Below are 17455 nucleotides of genomic sequence, written 5' to 3'. Positions count from 1 at the left end.
TGTCTACTCGTTTACAACCCCGCATTCTCGCGGATGTACTTACGCGCTTTCACCGCATATTCGAACGGATTGGCCAGCGCCGGATCCTGTTCTGCTTCTACCACCATCCAGCCTTTGTAGCCGTAATCGTCGAGGATTTTGAACACCGGTTTGAAATCGATCACGCCATCGCCCGGCACGGTGAAAGTACCTTTCTTCACGCCATCAAGGAATGACAGCGATTTCTCGCGCACTTCGGCGACCACGCTGTCGCGCACATCTTTCAGATGCACATGGAAAATACGCGGCAGATATTTGGTCAGCACATCCAGCATTGCCTGCTGTGAACCTTCGGAATAGTAGATGTGGCCGGTATCGTACAGCAGACCAACATTCTCATTGGTCATTTCCATAAAGCGATCAATCTCGGCTGGCGTCTGAATGCCGGTGCCCATGTGATGGTGCAGCGTCAAGCGCATGCCTTTTTTCGCGGCGATCTCCGCCAGCTCGTTGTAGCCTTCCGCCGTTAAGCGCCACTCTTCATCGCTGAAAATCGGCTTCTGCTCCAGCACCGCCAGCGTGGTGCCCTGAATACTTTTGCTCTGCTCAGAGCAACCAATCACGCGCGCGCCCATCGCATGCAGGAAGTTCATGTGATTGGTGAATTCGTCGATGGTTTTCGCTTTTTCACCGTTGGCGAAGAAGGTGCTGAACCACGCGTTGCAGATCTGAATACCACGGATATCCAGCATCGGCTTGAGAATCGCCGGATCGCGCGGGTATTTGCTGCCCACTTCGCTGCCGGTAAAGCCTGCCAGTGCCATTTCACTGACGGTTTGCTGGAAGGTGTTTTCGCTGCCCAGCTCCGGCATGTCGTCGTTGGTCCAGCCGATTGGCGCAATCGCCAGTTTAACGTTGTCTTTGTTCATCTTGTTGTCCCTGATTCACAGAGGCGGCCGCTGAGCCGCCGAGGAGTATTTAGCGCACAGCTCAATTATTTGGCGTAGAAATCCGGACGCGGCGGCATGGTAACCGGCTCGATTGCGCCGCTGTTCTGCGCTTTCTGGCAGGCATCGGCGGCCACGGAAGCAGCAAAACCATCCCAGGCAGAAGGTCCGGTCAGCTGGCCGTCTTTCACGTCATTGATAAACGCTTGTAGCTCAACGTCATACGCATCAATGAAACGATCTTTCCAGTCGGTCAGCAGCGGCACGCCAAGACGCGCGTTTTTGCGCGTTTGAATCGCCGAAGGCTCAGGCAGCTTCGCGATGCCCTCTTCGCCCACCACTTCACACTGAATGTCGTAGCCGTACGCGCAGTTAACGAAGATCTCCACGTCAATGCGGATGCCTTTCTGCGTTTCAAACAGCACGATTTGCGGATCTTTCAGCTTGGCGTGAGACTTCGAGGTGGTACGCGGGAACACCACTTGCACGGTTTTGTAGTCGTCTTCCGTCAGCCAGCGCAGCACATCCAGCTCGTGAATCAGGGTGTTGGTGATCGCCATGTCGGTGGTGTAATTCTCACCGACGCTCTGGTTGCGGTGCGCGCAGTGCAGCATCAGCGGTTCGCCGATTTCACCGTCGGTAATCACTTTTTTCAGCGCGCGATAGCCGGTATCGTACGGGCGCATAAAGCCAACCTGCACCAGACGTTTACCGTGTTTGATCTCGGCATCGACAATGCGACGGCAACCTTCAGCGCTCAGCGCCAGCGGCTTTTCACAGAACACCGGTTTGCCGGCCGCGATGGCCGCCAGCGTGAACTCTTCGTGGGTCGGATCCCAGGACGTCACCAGCACAGCGTCAACGTCTGGTGAGTTGATCACCTGATGACCATCCTGATAAACCTCGGCTTCGATATTCAGACGTTGCAGCGCAGCGCGCGCACCTTCCACGTTGATATCAGAAACCGCCACCACTTTCGCACCCTGCAAAACGTTATTGCAGCGACGAATGTGTTCCTGACCAATTGCACCGGTACCAATTACACCGAGTTTGAGCGTCATAATTACACCTGTAGAGTCGGATAAGTTAGGGTAAAACAAGGCCGGAGAGCTCCGGCCTAAAAGAGGTTTTAATACTTACGTGCTTGTTCGATATGCACGTTAAGGTTGTCGGCCACTTCCTGCGTACGCTCGGAGGTGGAGGTTTGCGCCACGCCGACGTGCCACCAGCTGAAATATTTGTGCACCATGGTTTTTGGCAGCACTTTGATGTCAAACAGCACGGAAACGGTCTGTTTCTGCGCATCGATCAGCGCGGCTTCCAGCTGCTCCAGCGTGGTGATGCGGTAGGTTTTGCAGCCGTAACCGCCGGCGATTGCCGCGAAGTCCACCGGCACAAAGCCGCCATCCAGCTTACCGCCTTCCGGATTACGGAAGCGGAACTCGGTGGTGAAGCTGTCCATGCCGTGTTCCATCTGCAGGTTGTTGATACAACCGTTGGTCATGTTATCCAGCAGCACCACGTTGATTTTTGCCCCTTCCTGAATCGACGTGACCAGCTCGGAGTGCAGCATCATGAACGAGCCGTCGCCGACCATGACGTAGACTTCACGCTGCGGCTGCGCCAGCTTCACGCCCAGCGCGGCATTCACTTCGTAACCCATGCAGGAGTAGCCGTACTCAACGTGGTACGAGTTGTAATCTTTGGTGCGCCACACGCGCTGCAGGTCGCCCGGCAGACTGCCCGCTGCCGCGACAATCACCGCATCCTTTGGGAGCTGCTCGTTTAAGGTGCCCAGCACGCTGCTTTGCGTCAGCACCGATTTCGTCAGGCGCTCAAACTCCGCAAACAGCGCTTCGCGATCGGCGTGGTCGGCGATTTCCGGAATGAAATCGTCGGTGTTATAGGTCGCGGCATAGACACGCTGCGTCTCTTTCAGCAGCTTGCTTTGTGACAGCTCAATCTGGCCGCCCCAATGGTTTTCGAAACCTTGCAGACCACTTTCCAGCGCGGTTAAACCTTCACGCGCATCCGCCAGCAGCTGCACCGCATCCAGCTTGTAGCTGTCGAAATTGCTAACGTTGAGGTTCAGATAGCTGACGTCCGGATTCTGGAAAATCCATTTCGACGCGGTGGTGAAGTCGGTGTAACGCGTACCGATACCAATCACCAGATCGGCCTCTTTCGCCAGCAGGTTAGCCGCCAGACAGCCGGTTTCGCCCACGCCGCCGACATTCAGCGGGTGATCGGAAACGATGGTGCCTTTACCGGCCTGAGTTTCGGCAAACGGAATGTTGAAACGCTCGGCAAATTTCAGCAGCGCATCACCGGCGTCGGAATATTTCAGGCCGCCACCGACAATGATCAGCGGCTTGTGTTTGCGCGCAATCAGCGCCAGCGCATCTTCTAATTGCGCGGCAGTTGGCAGACGGCGATCCAGACGATGCACACGTTTCTGGAAGAAGTAATCCGGGAAGTCCCAGGCTTCGCCCTGCACGTCCTGCGGCAGCGCAATCGTCACCGCGCCGGTTTCGGCGGGATCGGTCAACACGCGCAAGGCGTTGATGCAGGCGGTCATCAGCTGCTCTGGACGGCTAACGCGATCCCAGTATTTGCTCACCGCGCGGAACGCGTCGTTGGTGCTGATGCTGAGATCGTGGCTCTGTTCGATCTGCTGCAAGACCGGATCCGGTTGGCGCGTGGCGAACACATCGCCTGGCAGCAGCAATAAAGGAATGCGGTTGGCGGTCGCGGTGGCGGCAGCGGTAATCATGTTGGCTGCACCGGGACCGACAGATGAAGTACAGGCGATAATCTGACGACGCAGCGACTGCTTGGCAAAACCAATGGCGGCGTGCGCCATGCCCTGCTCGTTACGGCCCTGATGCACCACCAGATCGCCGCTGTCCTGCTCCAGCGCCTGTCCCAATCCCAGCACGTTGCCGTGACCGAAAATGGCAAAAATGCCTTTCACAAATTTGGTTTCAACGCCGTCAACGTTCAGGTATTGGTTATCGAGAAATTTTACCAGCGCCTGTGCCGTGGTGAGTCTGATTGTGCCCATATGCTTCTTCCTTTACATGCTGGTACCTGCGGCGAGGTACATCGCGGTTCGGGTAAAAACTGCCGTTCACGGCGCCCGCGGATTAAGTGAAACGTGAGGCGATTATAAACAAATATTTTTTTCATTAAACACGATTACAGAAGAAACATTTCATTTTGCGATGGAGATCAAATTCAGCAATGAAACGTGGGCTGCGCGAGCCGCGAAAGGGGGAAAAGTGGAACAGTAAAAGGTCATTTGCCGGTCATAACGAAATTTCATTTCACTTCAGTAGCTTCCTTGATTCGCCAGCACTTTCCTGAGACCTGGCTCACAAGCCTGACTATCACTGAAACTCCCAACGATTCCGACGCCGCTTTGCGGCTTCGTCAGAGTTTTACCTGGCTCACAAAATCGTGATGGATGTTTCATTTCATATTGAATTTGGAATTTTTATTCCTCATACTGCGACCAAAGCCAATCAGGCACCTTGAGAACCCGGAAGCAAAGCGCTCGACGTTGGGCGGCAGCGCCCGCAGTGTCTGCTTATCACAGAAGGAAACAATAGGTATGAGTACACAACAGAAGCGGCTTGATGTGATTTGTATCGGACGCATCGCCGTCGACCTCTACGGTCAGCAAATTGGATCACGCCTGGAAGATATGACCAGCTTCAACAAATATCTCGGCGGATCTTCCGGCAACGTGGCCTACGGTACGGCCATTCAGGGCCTGAAATCGGCGATGCTGGCGCGTGTGGGTGACGAACATAACGGCCGCTTTTTGCGTGAAGAGCTGCAACGTGCAGGCTGCAACACCGATGGCCTGATTACCGATAAGCATCGCCTGACCGGGCTGGTGATCCTCGGGATCAAAGATGAAGAGAGCTTCCCGCTGATCTTCTACCGCGACAACTGCGCAGATATGGGGCTGGTGCCGGAAGATATTAACGAAGAATTCATCACCTCCTCACGTGCGGTCGCCGTTACCGGTACGCACCTGTCGCATCCACAAACGCGCGCCGCAGTGTTGAAAGCGCTGGATATCGCCAAACGCAACGGCCTGCGCACCGCGCTGGATATCGATTATCGTCCGGTGCTGTGGGGACTCACCTCGCTTGGTGACGGTGAAACGCGTTTCATTGAATCGGGTGAAGTGACGCAACAGCTGCAGGAAGTGCTGCACTATTTCGATTTGGTGGTCGGAACGGAAGAAGAGTTCCATATCGCCGGTGGCAGCACCGATACGCTGACCGCGCTGAAAAATGTGCGTAAATCGAGCCAGGCCACCTTAGTGTGCAAACGCGGTCCGCTGGGTTGCGTAGTGTTTGAGGGCGAGATCCCGGATAGCTGGGAACAGACCAAACTGCAGAGCGGCGTGCGTGTAGAAGTGCTGAACGTGCTGGGCGCGGGCGATGCCTTTATGTCTGGCCTGTTGCGCGGCTGGCTGAACGATGAAAGCTGGGAGCAAGCGTGCCGTTACGCCAACGCCTGTGGCGCGCTGGTGGTTTCGCGCCACGGCTGTGCACCGGCGATGCCGACCAAAGAAGAGCTGGATGATTTCCTTAGCCGCGATAAAGAGGTGAAACGTCCGGATCTTGATGTACGTCTCAATCACCTGCATCGCGTCACCACGCGTAAACAGCAGTGGCCAGAGCTGAATGTGTTCGCCTTCGACCATCGCAAGCAGTTGGCTGATATGGCACGCGAAGCGGGCGTCAGCGAAGAACGCATTCCACAATTGAAACTGCTGCTGCTGCGTGCCGCAGAAGAAGCGGCGAATGAAGCCGGTCTGAATGAGAAGAGCGGCATCCTCGCGGATACCACTTACGGCCAGAAAGCGCTGAACGCGATTACCGGTAAAAACTGGTGGATTGGACGTCCGATTGAGCTGCCAAGTTCACGTCCGCTGCGCCTGGAGCACGGCAACATCGGCTCACAGCTGGTCGACTGGCCAGCCGAGCACGTAGTGAAATGCCTGGTGTTCTACCATCCGCACGACAGCGCTGAACTGCGTAAAGAGCAGGATGATCTGGTTCTCGACGTGTGGAATGGCTGTAATAAGAGCGGGCATGAACTGCTGCTGGAACTGATTCTGCCGGAGAGCAATCCGGACCGTAACGAATCTTACTATTACGACATGCTGAGCCACTTCTACAGCCTTGGCATTCAGCCGGATTGGTGGAAACTGCCGCCGCTGTCTGCAGAGAGCTGGCAGGCGATCAGCGGGCTGATCGAGCAGAACGATCCGCACTGCCGCGGCATTCTGTTGCTGGGCCTTGATGCGCCGGAAGAGACACTGAAAGCCGGTTTCGCCGCCGCCGCGCAAGCACCGTGGGTGAAGGGTTTCGCAGTAGGTCGCACCATCTTCGGCCAGCCGTCGCGCCAGTGGCTGCAAGGCGAGCTGGATGACAAGGCGCTGATTGAGACCGTGAAAGGCAACTACCTGCGGTTGATCGGCTACTGGCGCGCTGTGCGCGGTTAAGTGTTGTGGCTTGGAAAAAGCGGCTTTGGCCGCTTTTTTTGTTTCTTCTGCGGGCTGATGCCCTCACCCCGGCCCTCTCCCACAGGGAGAGGGAGACGCAGCCACATGTGAGTAAGCAACAAAACATTCACGCGGTCGGTTCCCTCGCCCGCTTGCGGGAGAGGGTGAGGGTGAGGGGAAACCTGCATATTTTGTGAGGCATTTCATAAACCGATGAAATAAGCGTCACGATGATGTCAAACAAATGAAATTTTCCATCCATCTGGTACTATAGCGCTCATTATCCAGCCATATTTTCTTTTTTAGCGGGCCGAAGTAATGACCAATAATCCAACGCAATTAACCCTGTTACAGGACGAGATCCGTCGTCGCTATGAGACGCTGAGCAAACGCCTGAAGCAGGTGGCTCGTTATATCCTTGATAACAGTAACAGCATCGCTTTCGATACCGTTGCCTCTATCGCGCAACATGCGGATGTACCGCCTTCCACACTGATCCGCTTTGCCAACGCGTTTGGCTTCAGCGGCTTCAACGAAATGAAACAGGTTTTCCGTCAGCACCTGATGGAAGAGACCGTGAACTACACCGAGCGCGCACGTCTGTTCCGCCAGACCGCCACCGATGACAGCGCCACCTCACCTGAGAGCCCGGCCGAAATCCTCAACGTCTTCACCATGGTCAACAGCCAGGCGCTGCAACAGCTGGCAATGCAGGTCAATCCAGACCAGCTCAACCGCGCGGTGAAAATGCTCGATGAAGCCGAGAACATCTACATCATCGGCCTGCGTCGCTCATTCAGCGTGGCATCGTATCTGGTGTATGCGCTACGCCATCTGGAGCGTCGTGCGTTCCTGATCGACGGCCTCGGCGGCATGTTCACCGAACAGCTGAGCATGGTGAACCCGAAAGACGTGGTGATCGCCATCAGCTACTCGCCGTACGCGCGTGAAGCGGTGGAGTTGGTTGAGCTAGGCGCTAAGCGTGGTGCGCATCTGATCGCCATCACCGACAGCCAGGTCAGCCCACTGGCCGCCTTCAGTGATGTGTGCTTTGTGGTGCGTGAAGCGCAGGTGGATGGCTTCCGTTCGCAGGTGGCGTCGCTGTGTCTGGCACAGACGCTCGCCGTGTCGTTAGCGTTGAACAACAACGTCCCCAGCGAATAACTCTCGTAGGATCGCCATTCATGGCGACCATCCAACAAAAAGGGCAGCCACCTGGCTGCCCTTTTTTACGTTGGTGCGCATGTTACGAACGCGGATACTGGTCGCTGTTCACCCAGGCGTGATCTTTCTCCCAGGTAAATTTCCACAGACGTTTTGGACCCGCCATCACGTTGAGATAGTAGTTATCGTAACCGGCAATGGTCGCCACCGGATGATAGCCACGCGGCACCGTCACCACATCGCGGTTATACGGCGCCATACACTCGTCGAGTGAACGGTCGTCGGTATAAACGCGCTGCATGGCGAAACCTGGCTCAGGATCGAAACGGTGATAGTAAGTCTCTTCCAGATAGGTTTCGTCCGGGCTGTCTTTCTGGTCGTGCTTGTGGCTGGGGTACGAACTGGTCGCGCCTTCGTCGGTGTACACTTCCACCACCAGCAGGCTGTCGGCCTCTTTGTTATCCGGCAGAATGTTGTGCACCAGACGCTGGTTACGCCCTTTACCACGCTGCTCAACGCCAACATCTTCCGGCGCAATCAGTCGCGCCGGCAGGTTGCCGCTGCTCGGTGCATTACACACCGCCAGTTCCAGATCGCTATCCGCATACACTTCCACTTCATCGTTATGCGGAACGTACACCGAGTAAGGCGGAATGCGTTCAAACGGCGACAGACGCTTACCGAGATTGGGGAACTCGGCGTGACGGGTTTTCACCGAAGCGAAGCCCGCTACCAGCACCAGACACAACTCTTTGTCGCCGCTGCTCAGCTTCAGGCTCTGCCCTTTTTTCAGCAGATAAGCGTCGAAGCCGACGTATTCCCAGCCCGCGCTTTCCGGCGTGACATGCTGGATACGGCCGTTGCTGTCGGGTTTTTGCGCTTTCGAAATCAGAGACATCCTGTTCCTCCTTGTTGAGCGAAATTAGCCCAGCGTCGGCATGCTGAACTCAGAGACGGTCTGCTGGCCGCTCGGCCAACGCACGGTGGCGGTTTTCATGCGGGTGTAGAAACGCACGCCGTCTGGACCGTGCACGTTCAACGCACCAAACACCGAACGTTTCCAGCCGCCGAAGCTGTGGAACGCCATTGGTACCGGAACCGGCACGTTAACGCCAACCATACCGGCTTCGACGTTTTGCACGAATTCACGCGCGGTGTGGCCGTTGCTGGTGAAGATGGCGCTGCCGTTACCGAATTCGTGGCTGTTCACCAGTTGCAATGCGCTGTCGTAATCGCTGGAACGCATGATGCTCAGCACCGGTCCGAAGATCTCTTCGCGCCAGATGGTCATATCTGACGTCACGTTGTCGAACAGCGTGCCGCCAACGTAGTAACCTTCTGCATGGCCAGCAACCTGGATGCCGCGGCCATCAACCACCAGCTTCGCGCCTTCCTGCTCACCTTTGTCGATGTAGCCCAGCACTTTCTTCTGGTGCGCAGCAGAAACCACCGGCCCCATTTCATTCTCTTCGGCACCTTTCTGGATGCCAGGACCGACGCGCAGCGCTTTGATCAGCGGCGTCAGACGCGCAATCAATTTGTCCGCGGTGTCGTCACCAACGGCGACAACAACGGGCAGCGCCATGCAGCGTTCACCGGCTGAACCAAACGCGCCGCCCATAATGGCGTTCACGGTGGCATCAAGATCGGCATCGGGCATCACGATGGCGTGGTTTTTCGCTGCGCCGAACGCCTGCACACGTTTACCGTGGGCGCTGGCAGTTTTGTAGATGTGCTCCGCCACGCCGGAAGAACCGACGAAGCTGACTGCGGCGATGCGCGGATCTTTGTACAGCTGCTCGGCATCTTCGTTAGAGGAATGCACCACGTTGAAAACGCCATCCGGCAGACCGGCTTCTTTCAGCAGTTCGGCCATGCGCACAGAAGCGGATGGATCCAGCGCCGGTGGCTTGAGGATAAAGGTGTTACCGCACGCCAGCGCGATGGGGAACATCCACAGAGGCACCATCGCCGGGAAGTTGAACGGTGTGATACCCGCCACAACGCCGACCGGCTGCATCAGCGAGTAGCTATCAACGCCGGTGCCCACGCTTGGTGAGTTTTCACCTTTAATCAGATGTGGAATACCGCAGGCATACTCGATCACTTCGATACCGCGCGTCAGTTCACCCAGCGCATCGGACCACACTTTGCCGTGCTCAGACACGATCAGTGCCGCCAGCTCTTCGCGATGTTTTTCCATCAGCGCTTTAAAGTTGAACATCACACGGGCACGACGCAACGGCGCGGTTTTCGACCATTCCGGGAACGCGGCATGAGCGACTTCAATCGCCTGCTCTACTTCAGCAGCGGTGCTCTGCGTCAGTTCACGCACGACTTTGCCGGTCGCCGGATCGTACACGGGAATGGTTTCATTGCTGGCGCTGTGGGTAATTTTGCCGCCGATAAAGTTTCCTACGATAGTCATGTCGTTGCCTCTTAGATGTGAAGTTCCCTGCAGATAGCCCGTTCGAACCGCGACGCTGCGTGTGCAGGTAATACTTAAAGCGTGCTATGAAGCTATCGTAATGAAATGAATTTTTCAAATACTTCTTTTTGGAAAATTTCCTTTTAGCGGCATGGATCGCATTTTTTCCGCTTGTGCTGACAGCCGGGTGCAAATCCGCCCGTAGCGCTTCCCTGCTGGCGCTATAGGCCTGCCAAACTGCATCACTGCTAAGCCGTTGCGCGCACAGAATTTGTGTCTGAAATCCAGCTTCAACATGCAACGCGAAACGAAATATGAAATTTTTGCGAGGCAGATCCAATATCTGATATTTCATAATTCAATAATAATGAAATAAATGTTTTCTTTGCAGCACCTCATCCGTATCCGTTTACAGGAGCCGCCTATGGCCATCGATCCAACCCGTTTCTGTATTAACCGTAAAATTGCGCCCAGGCTGTCGCTGGAAGCTTTCTTTCAGCTGGTGCAGCGTCTGGGATTGAGCAAGGTTGAACTGCGTAATGACATGCAGAGCGGCAAGGTCACCGATGATCTCAGCGTGGCGCAGCTGCGAGCGCTAACGGATAAGTACCACATTGAAATCGTGACGATTAACGCGCTCTATCCGTTTAATCGTGCTGATGAGGCGTTGCTGGCAAAAGCCGACGCGCTGCTGCAGGAAGCTCAAGCCATCGGCGCAAAAGCGCTGGTGATGTGTCCGCTGAATGAAGGGATTGAGATCTCGCCCCAGCAGACGCTGGAAGCGCTGCAGGTGCTGGCACCGCGCTTTGAGAAGTATGGCATTCAGGGGCTGGTGGAACCGCTGGGCTTCCCGGTCAGTTCGCTGCGCTCGGCGGTGCAAACGCAAAAGCTGATTCAGCAGGCCAAAGTACCGTTCAAAGTGCTGCTCGATACGTTCCATCATCACCTGTATGAGAACGCCGAAAACGAGTTCCCGCAGGAGATTGATATCAATCATATTGGGCTGGTGCATTTGTCTGGCGTGGAAGATACCCGCCCGACGGCGCAACTGACCGATGAAGAACGCATCATGCTCAGCGACCGCGATGTGCTAAACAGCGTGGCGCAGGTGAAACGTCTGGAGATGCTGGGCTACAAAGGCGTTTACGCGTTTGAGCCGTTTTCGTCGGAACTTGAGACGTGGAATATCGCTGAGATTGAACGCCAAATTCGCTACAGCATTGAGTTGCTGAAAGCCTAAAAGAACCCTTATCTGTGTCTAAAACAAGACACTTTTTGTTAGTGTTAGGCCTCGGTCGGAGGCCTTTTTTTTACACCATTCATCATTACTAAACCAGGTGCGCATGAATGCGCACCCTACGAAACCCGTAGGGTCGCCATTAATGGCGACCGCCAATTACGCGTTCTCTTTAACCTCCACCACCGGATCTTCCGGCATGCGCTTAATCATCCGCAGCGTGCAGAACAGCGCTAAACACACCAGCAGCGCGGTGAGGAAATAGACCAGCGACACGCCGGCATAACTCATAATAAAACCGGCAATCGGCCCGGTGATGCCCAACGACAAATCCATAAACGCGGTATAGGTGGCGAGCGCACTGCCCTGATTCTGCTGCGGCACCACTTTCACCGCCACCACGCCAATTGCCGGGAACACCAGCGAGAAACCTGCGCCGGTGAGGAATGCGCCCATTTTCGCCATCCAGGGATCGAACGAACCGGCCACCAAAAACAGGCCAATCGCTTCCACCGCGAAGCAAATACTCGCCACGCGCAAACCGCCGAGCTGATTGATGGCATTCGGGAACAGCAGGCGCGTGCCGACGAACGCGGCACTGAACATGGTCAGCGCGAAGGCGGCGCCATCCCAACCTTTATCCTGATAAAACAGCGTGATGAAGGTAGCGATTACGCCAAATCCGGCGGAACCCATCGCCAGAATCAGGCCGAAACCGTACACCTTGCTCAGCACGTCACGGAACGGCAGCGGCTTGGCTTTGCTGCCTTTCACCGGCGCACGCGGCAGCGCCAGCGCAATCGCCAGCACGCAAATAGCGATGATGATGCCGGAGAGCAGCAGCAAGCCGCCACTGCGGAAAATCACCACGCCGAGCGGCGCACCAATCGCCATCGCGCCGTAGGTGACAATGCCGTTCCACGAAATCACCCGGCCAATATGCAGCGAACCGACGCGCGCCACGCCCCACAGCGAGGTGCCGGTGCCAGAGAAGCTTTGCCCCACGCCGAGAATCACGCGCCCCAGACACAGCAGCACCAGACTCAGCACGCCCTGCCCATCGCTGAGCGCCGAGAGCAGAATACAGATGCCGCTCAACAAACAGCCCACCAGCCCCAGCACCACCACTTTTTTCGGCCCCCACAGATCGGCATAGCGTCCGGCGTGCGGACGGCTGAGCAGCGTGGCGATGTATTGCAGGCTGATCACCAATCCGGCCCAGAAGGCGTTATAGCCCAGCCCGTCATGGACAAAGCCAGGCAGCACCGCCAGCGGCAAACCGATGGTGAGATAGCTGGCAAAGTTAAACTTCACGATGGAAAGGATCAGTAAATTGAGGCGAAAACGGCCGTGTTCAGGTGCGGCGGCAGGCGAGTCAGGCATGAGTGATTGCGCTCGTGGGTGACGGAATTTTTATAACAAGAGGATAACTATACGCCATTTGGTGTTATCCGCATCAGTGAAATGCCCAGTTTTACGGTCATCATTTCGTCATATCGCACTCGTAGACTCGCCCTCAATCAAATCCCAAAGAGGATAACAATCTGATGACGCCCCTGACTTCTCAGGCGCGCGTGCTTAACGCTGACTCCTTCGCGGGAGGTGGCCGATGACGCATGCCGCGCTGCCTATTGAACTGAAAAATCTCAGATGGTCGGTGGGTAACCTGACTATTCTGCACGATCTCTCCCTGACCATTCCCGCAGGCGAAATCCTCGCGCTGCTCGGCCCGAGCGGCTGTGGCAAAAGCACGCTTTTGAAACTGCTGGCGGGTTTGCTGCAGCCAACCGCAGGCGAACTGTGGATTGGTGAACGCTGCGTGGCCTCGCCGCGCCACTGCGATGCGCCGGAGCAGCGTAAGCTCGGCATGGTGTTCCAGGATTACGCGCTGTGGCCGCACATGTCGGTGGCGCAAAACGTCGCCTTTCCGCTGCGCATGCGCGGCATGAAAAAAGCCGCCGCGCGACAACAGGCCGATGCCGCCCTGGCTCAGGTTGGCCTCGCTGATTTTGGCGATCGCAAACCAGCGTTGCTTTCCGGCGGCCAGCAGCAGCGCGTGGCGCTGGCGCGCGCGCTGGTGGCGAAACCGGCCATTCTGCTGTTCGACGAACCGCTCTCCAACCTCGACCGCGACCTGCGTGAAACCCTGGTTCACACCATGGCGGATTTGCTGCGCGCGGCGGGTATCACCGCTGTTTACGTTACGCACGATCGCGAGGAAGCCAACACGCTGGCCGACCGCATCATTCACCTGGCGCAGGGCCAGATTGTTTCCGTTACTCACCTCTCAGGGGACCGCAATGCCATCTCTCAAGTCAGTTAAAACAGGAGCCATCAGCGCGATGATTTTGACTTCCGCCATCATGATCAACGATGCCCAGGCGCTGACGGTGTACACCGCCGGTCCGGGTTCGCTGTCGAAAAGTCTTGCCGCCGGATTTGAAAAACAGACCGGCATCAAAGTGAATATTTTCCAGGCCACCACCGGCAAAGTGATGGCGCGTCTGGAAGCGGAACAGGCCAATCCGCAGGCCGATGTGCTGATCTCGGCTTCGTGGGATACCGCCGAAGATCTGCAACAGCGCGGCTGGCTGCAACCTTTCGAAAGTGCTAATGCAGCGAAGGTGCCGGATCAGTTCAAAACCGCCAACTATGTCGCGCAGGGTATTTCCGCGCTTGGCATCGTGTGGAATACGCAAAGCAACACGCCAGAGCCGAAAACCTGGCAGGATCTCACCGCGCCCGCCTTTAAAGACAAAGTCACCACGCCGGATCCGGCGCTGTCGGGCGCATCACTCGATCTGCTGATTGGCCTGCAAAACAGCGAAGGCGAAAAAGCCTGGCAGCTGTTTGACCAGTTGAAAGCCAACGGCATGGTGATGAGCGGACCCAATGCGCAGGCGGTGACGCCGGTGCTGCAAGGCGCGAAAGCGGCGGTGTTTGGCGCGGTCGACTACGTCACCTATAACAACATCGCGCAGGGCGAAAGCGTGAAGGTGATCTTCCCGGAAAACGGCACCGTGGTCGCGCCGCGTCCGATGATGATCCTGAAAAGCAGCCAGCACGCAGATGATGCGAAGAAATTCGTCGATTACGTGCTGTCCGATGAAGGTCAGGAACAAGTGGCGAAAGCCTGGCTAATGCCAGCGCGTACCGATATCAAAGCGCAACGTCCGCTGTTCACCGAGATCAAATTGTTGCCGACCAATCAGGATGGCAGCAGTGAGCGCTCGGCGGTGCTGAAGCGCTTTGGCGCCCTGTTCGGACAGTAAACGATGTCGCGTGCCCTGAATGGCTTGATTCTGCTGGCGTTATTGCTGCTGGTGGCGCTGCCGCTGCTGTTTATCGTGCTGCAAGCGCTGTTTCCCTACTTCGGTGAAGGCAGCTGGCGCGGCGCTTTTAGCGCTTTCCCGGCGCTGCTGGACGATCCGCAGCTGGCATCGATGTGGCTGGGCACGCTGAAAATCGGCGGCGGCGTGGCGCTGTGCAGTTTGCTGCTGGGCTTACCGCTCGGCGCACTGCGCGGCCTGTTCCGCCTGCCGGGCGCGGCGTTGTGGGATCTGCTGTTTCTGATCCCGTTTCTGACGCCGCCCTATATTGTGGCGCTGTCATGGACGCTGGCGCTGCAACGCAACGGTTATATCGAACAACTCACCGGCATCAACTTCGACAGCCTGCTGTTTAGCAGCAGCGGCATGATTGGCGTGATGACGCTGAACATCTTCCCGGTGGTCTATTTCGCGGTGTCGCGTTCGCTGCTGGCGAGCGGGCAACGCCTTGCCTGGGTAGCGCGCGTGCACGGCGCATCGGCGTGGCGCGGCTTCTGGCACATCACCTTGCCGCTTACCTTACCGGCGTTGGCAGGCGGCGTGCTGCTGGCGTTTACGCTGGCGATTGAGGAGTACGGCGTGCCCGCAGCGCTGGGTGCGCAAGCGAAGCTGACGCTGATGACCGTGGGTATTGAAACCAAACTCGCCGATTGGCCGATCGATCTGCCCGGCGCGGCGGCGCTGTCGCTGATGCTGAGCCTGGTGGCGCTCACGGCGTGGCTGCTGCAGCGCAAACTGACCGGCAGCAGCGATGTCACGGCGGTTGGCGGTAAACCTGTTACTCAGGAACTGGCGCATGCCGGACGCTTACAAAACCTGATGCTGCTGCCGTTTGCTGTCACCGTGCTGCTGGCTGTAGTGCTGCCGCTCGGCGCGATGACCCTGAGCGGCTTACTGAATACGCTCTCCGGTGGATTGCATCTCAGTAATCTGACGCTACGCCACTTCGGCGCGTTGTTCAGCCAGCAAGGCGATGCGCTGGCGGCCTTCTCCACCAGCATCGGCCTGGCGCTTGGCGCGGCGCTGCTGACTGGCGCACTGGGCTTTCTCATTGCCTGGCGCGTGTCGGAAGGGAAAACCCGTTTGCTGGCAATGATGGATGGTCTGGCGCTGCTGCCTGCGGCGATGCCCGGCGTGGTGGTTGGCGTAGGTTTGATTCTGCTGTGGAATCGTGGTTTCTGGCCGGTTTCGCCCTATAACACAATGTTTATTCTGCTGCTGTCGTACAGCTGTTTACTGCTGCCGTGGCCGGTGCGCTATGTCAGTAGCGCGCTGCGTCAGCTGGCCCCAACCTTGGAACCGGCGGCGCGCGTGCACGGCGCATCACGTTTGCAGGCGCTGCGGCTGGTTGTGCTGCCGCTGGTCGCTCCCAGCTTGCTGGCGGCGATGATGATGGTGTTTGCCGTGGCGTCGCGCGAGCTGGTGACCTCGCTGCTGCTGGCGCCGGCAGGCACGCAAACCGTGGCGATCTTTATCTGGCGTCAGTTCGAACAAGGTTCGGTCGGGCAAGGCATGGCGATGGCCACGCTGACGCTATTCGCCAGTTTGAGTTTGATGTTGGCTGCGACGGCGTTGATGCAGCGTCAGGGCCGGTGAAGATAATGACGGTCGCCATAAATGGCGCCCCTACGGCACGGCGATCCGACTTTCTCTTTATCTTAAAAAACAGATGGTTAATTTCCATCAACTACACTCTCCTGAGCAAAAACCGTCTCAGGAGAGAGAATGAACAACCTGCTACAGGAAAAAATTGGCCAGAACATCCTGGTAAAACTGGCGATGCTGGTGATTATTCTGGCGGGCATTCGCGCCGCCTCGGACATTCTGGTGCCCTTCTTACTGGCCAGCTTCCTGGCAATCGTGCTCAATCCGCTGGTCACAATGCTGATGCGGCGCGGCGTCAAACGTGGCCTGGCGATTACCTTGGTGATCAGCGTGATTTTTATCGTCGTGCTGTTACTTATTGCTGTACTTGCCAGTTCGGCCAGTGACTTCAGTGATACCTATCCGCAAATCCGCACCATGCTGGAGCAAAAGCTGGCCGTAGTGCAACATTTTGCCGCGCGTTTTCATATCAACATCTCTACCGAAGCGCTGGCGGCACGCCTCGATCCCAACGTGGTGATGGACATGGCCACATCGGTGTTGAAACAGCTGTCCGGCGCGATGACCAACGTGCTGCTGCTGATTCTTACCGTGGTATTTATGCTGTTTGAGGTGCGCCATCTGCCGTATAAAATGCGTAACGCGATGGTCAATCCGCAGATCCGCATCGCCGGTCTGCACCGTGCGCTGAAAGGCGTGACGCACTATCTGGCACTGAAAACGTTGGTGAGTTTGATTACCGGCGTCGCCGTTTGGCTGTCGCTGCTGCTGCTCGGCGTGAAGTTCGCGCTGTTCTGGGGTGTGGTGGCGTTCATCCTTAATTTCATCCCCAATATCGGCCCGATCATCGCCGGCATCCCGCCGTTTATTCAGGCGCTGGTGCTGAATAATATTTATGACGCCATGCTGGTTGCGGCGCTGTTCAGCGCGATTCACATGGTGTTCGGCAATATGCTGGAGCCAAGATTAATGGGACGTGGGCTGGGATTGTCGACGCTGGTGGTGTTTCTGTCGTTGATTTTCTGGGGCTGGTTGCTGGGCCCGGTCGGCATGTTGCTGTCGGTGCCGCTCACCAGCGTGACCAAGATTTTGATGGAAACCACGCCGGGCGGCAGCCGATTGGCGATTATGTTGGGTAATGGGCGGCCGGGTAAACGGGCGCGATAACAGCCAGGTCGCCATAAATGGCGTAATGCTCGTCAGTTAAGACTTAATCATGCCGGAACGCATAGCGTTTCG

General features: G+C 56.8%; 13 protein-coding genes. 7 read left to right on the top strand and 6 right to left on the bottom strand.

What is annotated here, in order from left to right:
- Nucleotides 1-11: 11 nt before the first annotated feature.
- The 3 genes from iolE to iolD form a co-directional block, all read right to left on the bottom strand.
- A complete protein-coding gene (gene iolE / locus RTM06_RS07300) occupies nucleotides 12-908 on the bottom strand; it encodes a myo-inosose-2 dehydratase (protein WP_312181029.1) in 897 nt (298 codons plus the stop codon).
- 65 nt (nucleotides 909-973) lie between these two features.
- Complete coding sequence (locus RTM06_RS07295; protein ID WP_256697695.1) at nucleotides 974-1987, bottom strand: Gfo/Idh/MocA family protein; 1014 nt, start codon at nucleotides 1985-1987, stop codon at nucleotides 974-976.
- Between the two features lie 68 nt (nucleotides 1988-2055).
- Nucleotides 2056-3990 (bottom strand): 3D-(3,5/4)-trihydroxycyclohexane-1,2-dione acylhydrolase (decyclizing), encoded by a 1935-nt coding sequence (gene iolD, locus RTM06_RS07290; protein ID WP_312181026.1) that lies wholly within the window; start codon nucleotides 3988-3990, stop codon nucleotides 2056-2058.
- A gap of 549 nt (nucleotides 3991-4539) precedes the next feature.
- Here iolD and iolC point away from each other — a divergent pair.
- Together iolC and RTM06_RS07280 are read left to right on the top strand one after the other, a co-directional pair.
- Entirely contained in the window at nucleotides 4540-6453 is a 1914-nt protein-coding gene (gene iolC, locus RTM06_RS07285) for a bifunctional 5-dehydro-2-deoxygluconokinase/5-dehydro-2-deoxyphosphogluconate aldolase (RefSeq protein WP_312181025.1), read from the top strand.
- A 318-nt stretch (nucleotides 6454-6771) separates the two neighbouring features.
- A complete protein-coding gene (locus tag RTM06_RS07280) occupies nucleotides 6772-7617 on the top strand; it encodes a MurR/RpiR family transcriptional regulator (RefSeq protein WP_101762694.1) in 846 nt (281 codons plus the stop codon).
- 82 nt (nucleotides 7618-7699) lie between these two features.
- On the opposite strand, the gene iolB is transcribed toward RTM06_RS07280, so the two are convergent.
- Together iolB and RTM06_RS07270 are read right to left on the bottom strand one after the other, a co-directional pair.
- Nucleotides 7700-8515, bottom strand: a complete 816-nt coding sequence (gene iolB, locus RTM06_RS07275) for a 5-deoxy-glucuronate isomerase (RefSeq protein WP_265302573.1) — start codon at nucleotides 8513-8515, stop codon at nucleotides 7700-7702.
- Between the two features lie 24 nt (nucleotides 8516-8539).
- Nucleotides 8540-10045 (bottom strand): CoA-acylating methylmalonate-semialdehyde dehydrogenase, encoded by a 1506-nt coding sequence (locus tag RTM06_RS07270; protein WP_265302576.1) that lies wholly within the window; start codon nucleotides 10043-10045, stop codon nucleotides 8540-8542.
- Between the two features lie 424 nt (nucleotides 10046-10469).
- On the opposite strand from RTM06_RS07270, the gene RTM06_RS07265 reads away from it, so the two are divergent.
- Complete coding sequence (locus RTM06_RS07265; RefSeq protein WP_312181022.1) at nucleotides 10470-11285, top strand: TIM barrel protein; 816 nt, start codon at nucleotides 10470-10472, stop codon at nucleotides 11283-11285.
- Between the two features lie 156 nt (nucleotides 11286-11441).
- Here RTM06_RS07265 and RTM06_RS07260 read toward each other — a convergent pair whose 3' ends face one another.
- Complete coding sequence (locus RTM06_RS07260) at nucleotides 11442-12665, bottom strand: MFS transporter (RefSeq protein WP_312181020.1); 1224 nt, start codon at nucleotides 12663-12665, stop codon at nucleotides 11442-11444.
- A 226-nt stretch (nucleotides 12666-12891) separates the two neighbouring features.
- Here RTM06_RS07260 and RTM06_RS07255 point away from each other — a divergent pair, with 226 nt between their 5' ends.
- The 4 genes from RTM06_RS07255 to RTM06_RS07240 all read left to right on the top strand — a co-directional run bounded on the left by RTM06_RS07255 (nucleotide 12892) and on the right by RTM06_RS07240 (nucleotide 17383).
- Nucleotides 12892-13605, top strand: a complete 714-nt coding sequence (locus RTM06_RS07255; protein ID WP_312181018.1) for an ABC transporter ATP-binding protein — start codon at nucleotides 12892-12894, stop codon at nucleotides 13603-13605.
- Entirely contained in the window at nucleotides 13583-14554 is a 972-nt protein-coding gene (locus RTM06_RS07250) for an ABC transporter substrate-binding protein (RefSeq protein ID WP_176972628.1), read from the top strand. Before RTM06_RS07255 ends, RTM06_RS07250 begins: the two co-directional genes overlap by 23 nt.
- Before the next feature lie 3 nt (nucleotides 14555-14557).
- The gene (locus RTM06_RS07245) at nucleotides 14558-16207 is read left to right on the top strand and encodes an iron ABC transporter permease (protein ID WP_312181014.1); all 1650 of its coding nucleotides are present in this window, start codon (nucleotides 14558-14560) and stop codon (nucleotides 16205-16207) included.
- A gap of 129 nt (nucleotides 16208-16336) precedes the next feature.
- Complete coding sequence (locus RTM06_RS07240) at nucleotides 16337-17383, top strand: AI-2E family transporter (RefSeq protein ID WP_256697705.1); 1047 nt, start codon at nucleotides 16337-16339, stop codon at nucleotides 17381-17383.
- The last annotated feature ends 72 nt before the right edge of the window (nucleotides 17384-17455 follow it).

Source organism: Pantoea sp. CTOTU46764, from assembly GCF_031974595.1.
Classification (GTDB): Bacteria; Pseudomonadota; Gammaproteobacteria; order Enterobacterales; family Enterobacteriaceae; genus Pantoea; species Pantoea trifolii.
This window is presented reverse-complemented; position numbering and strand designations above follow the sequence as displayed.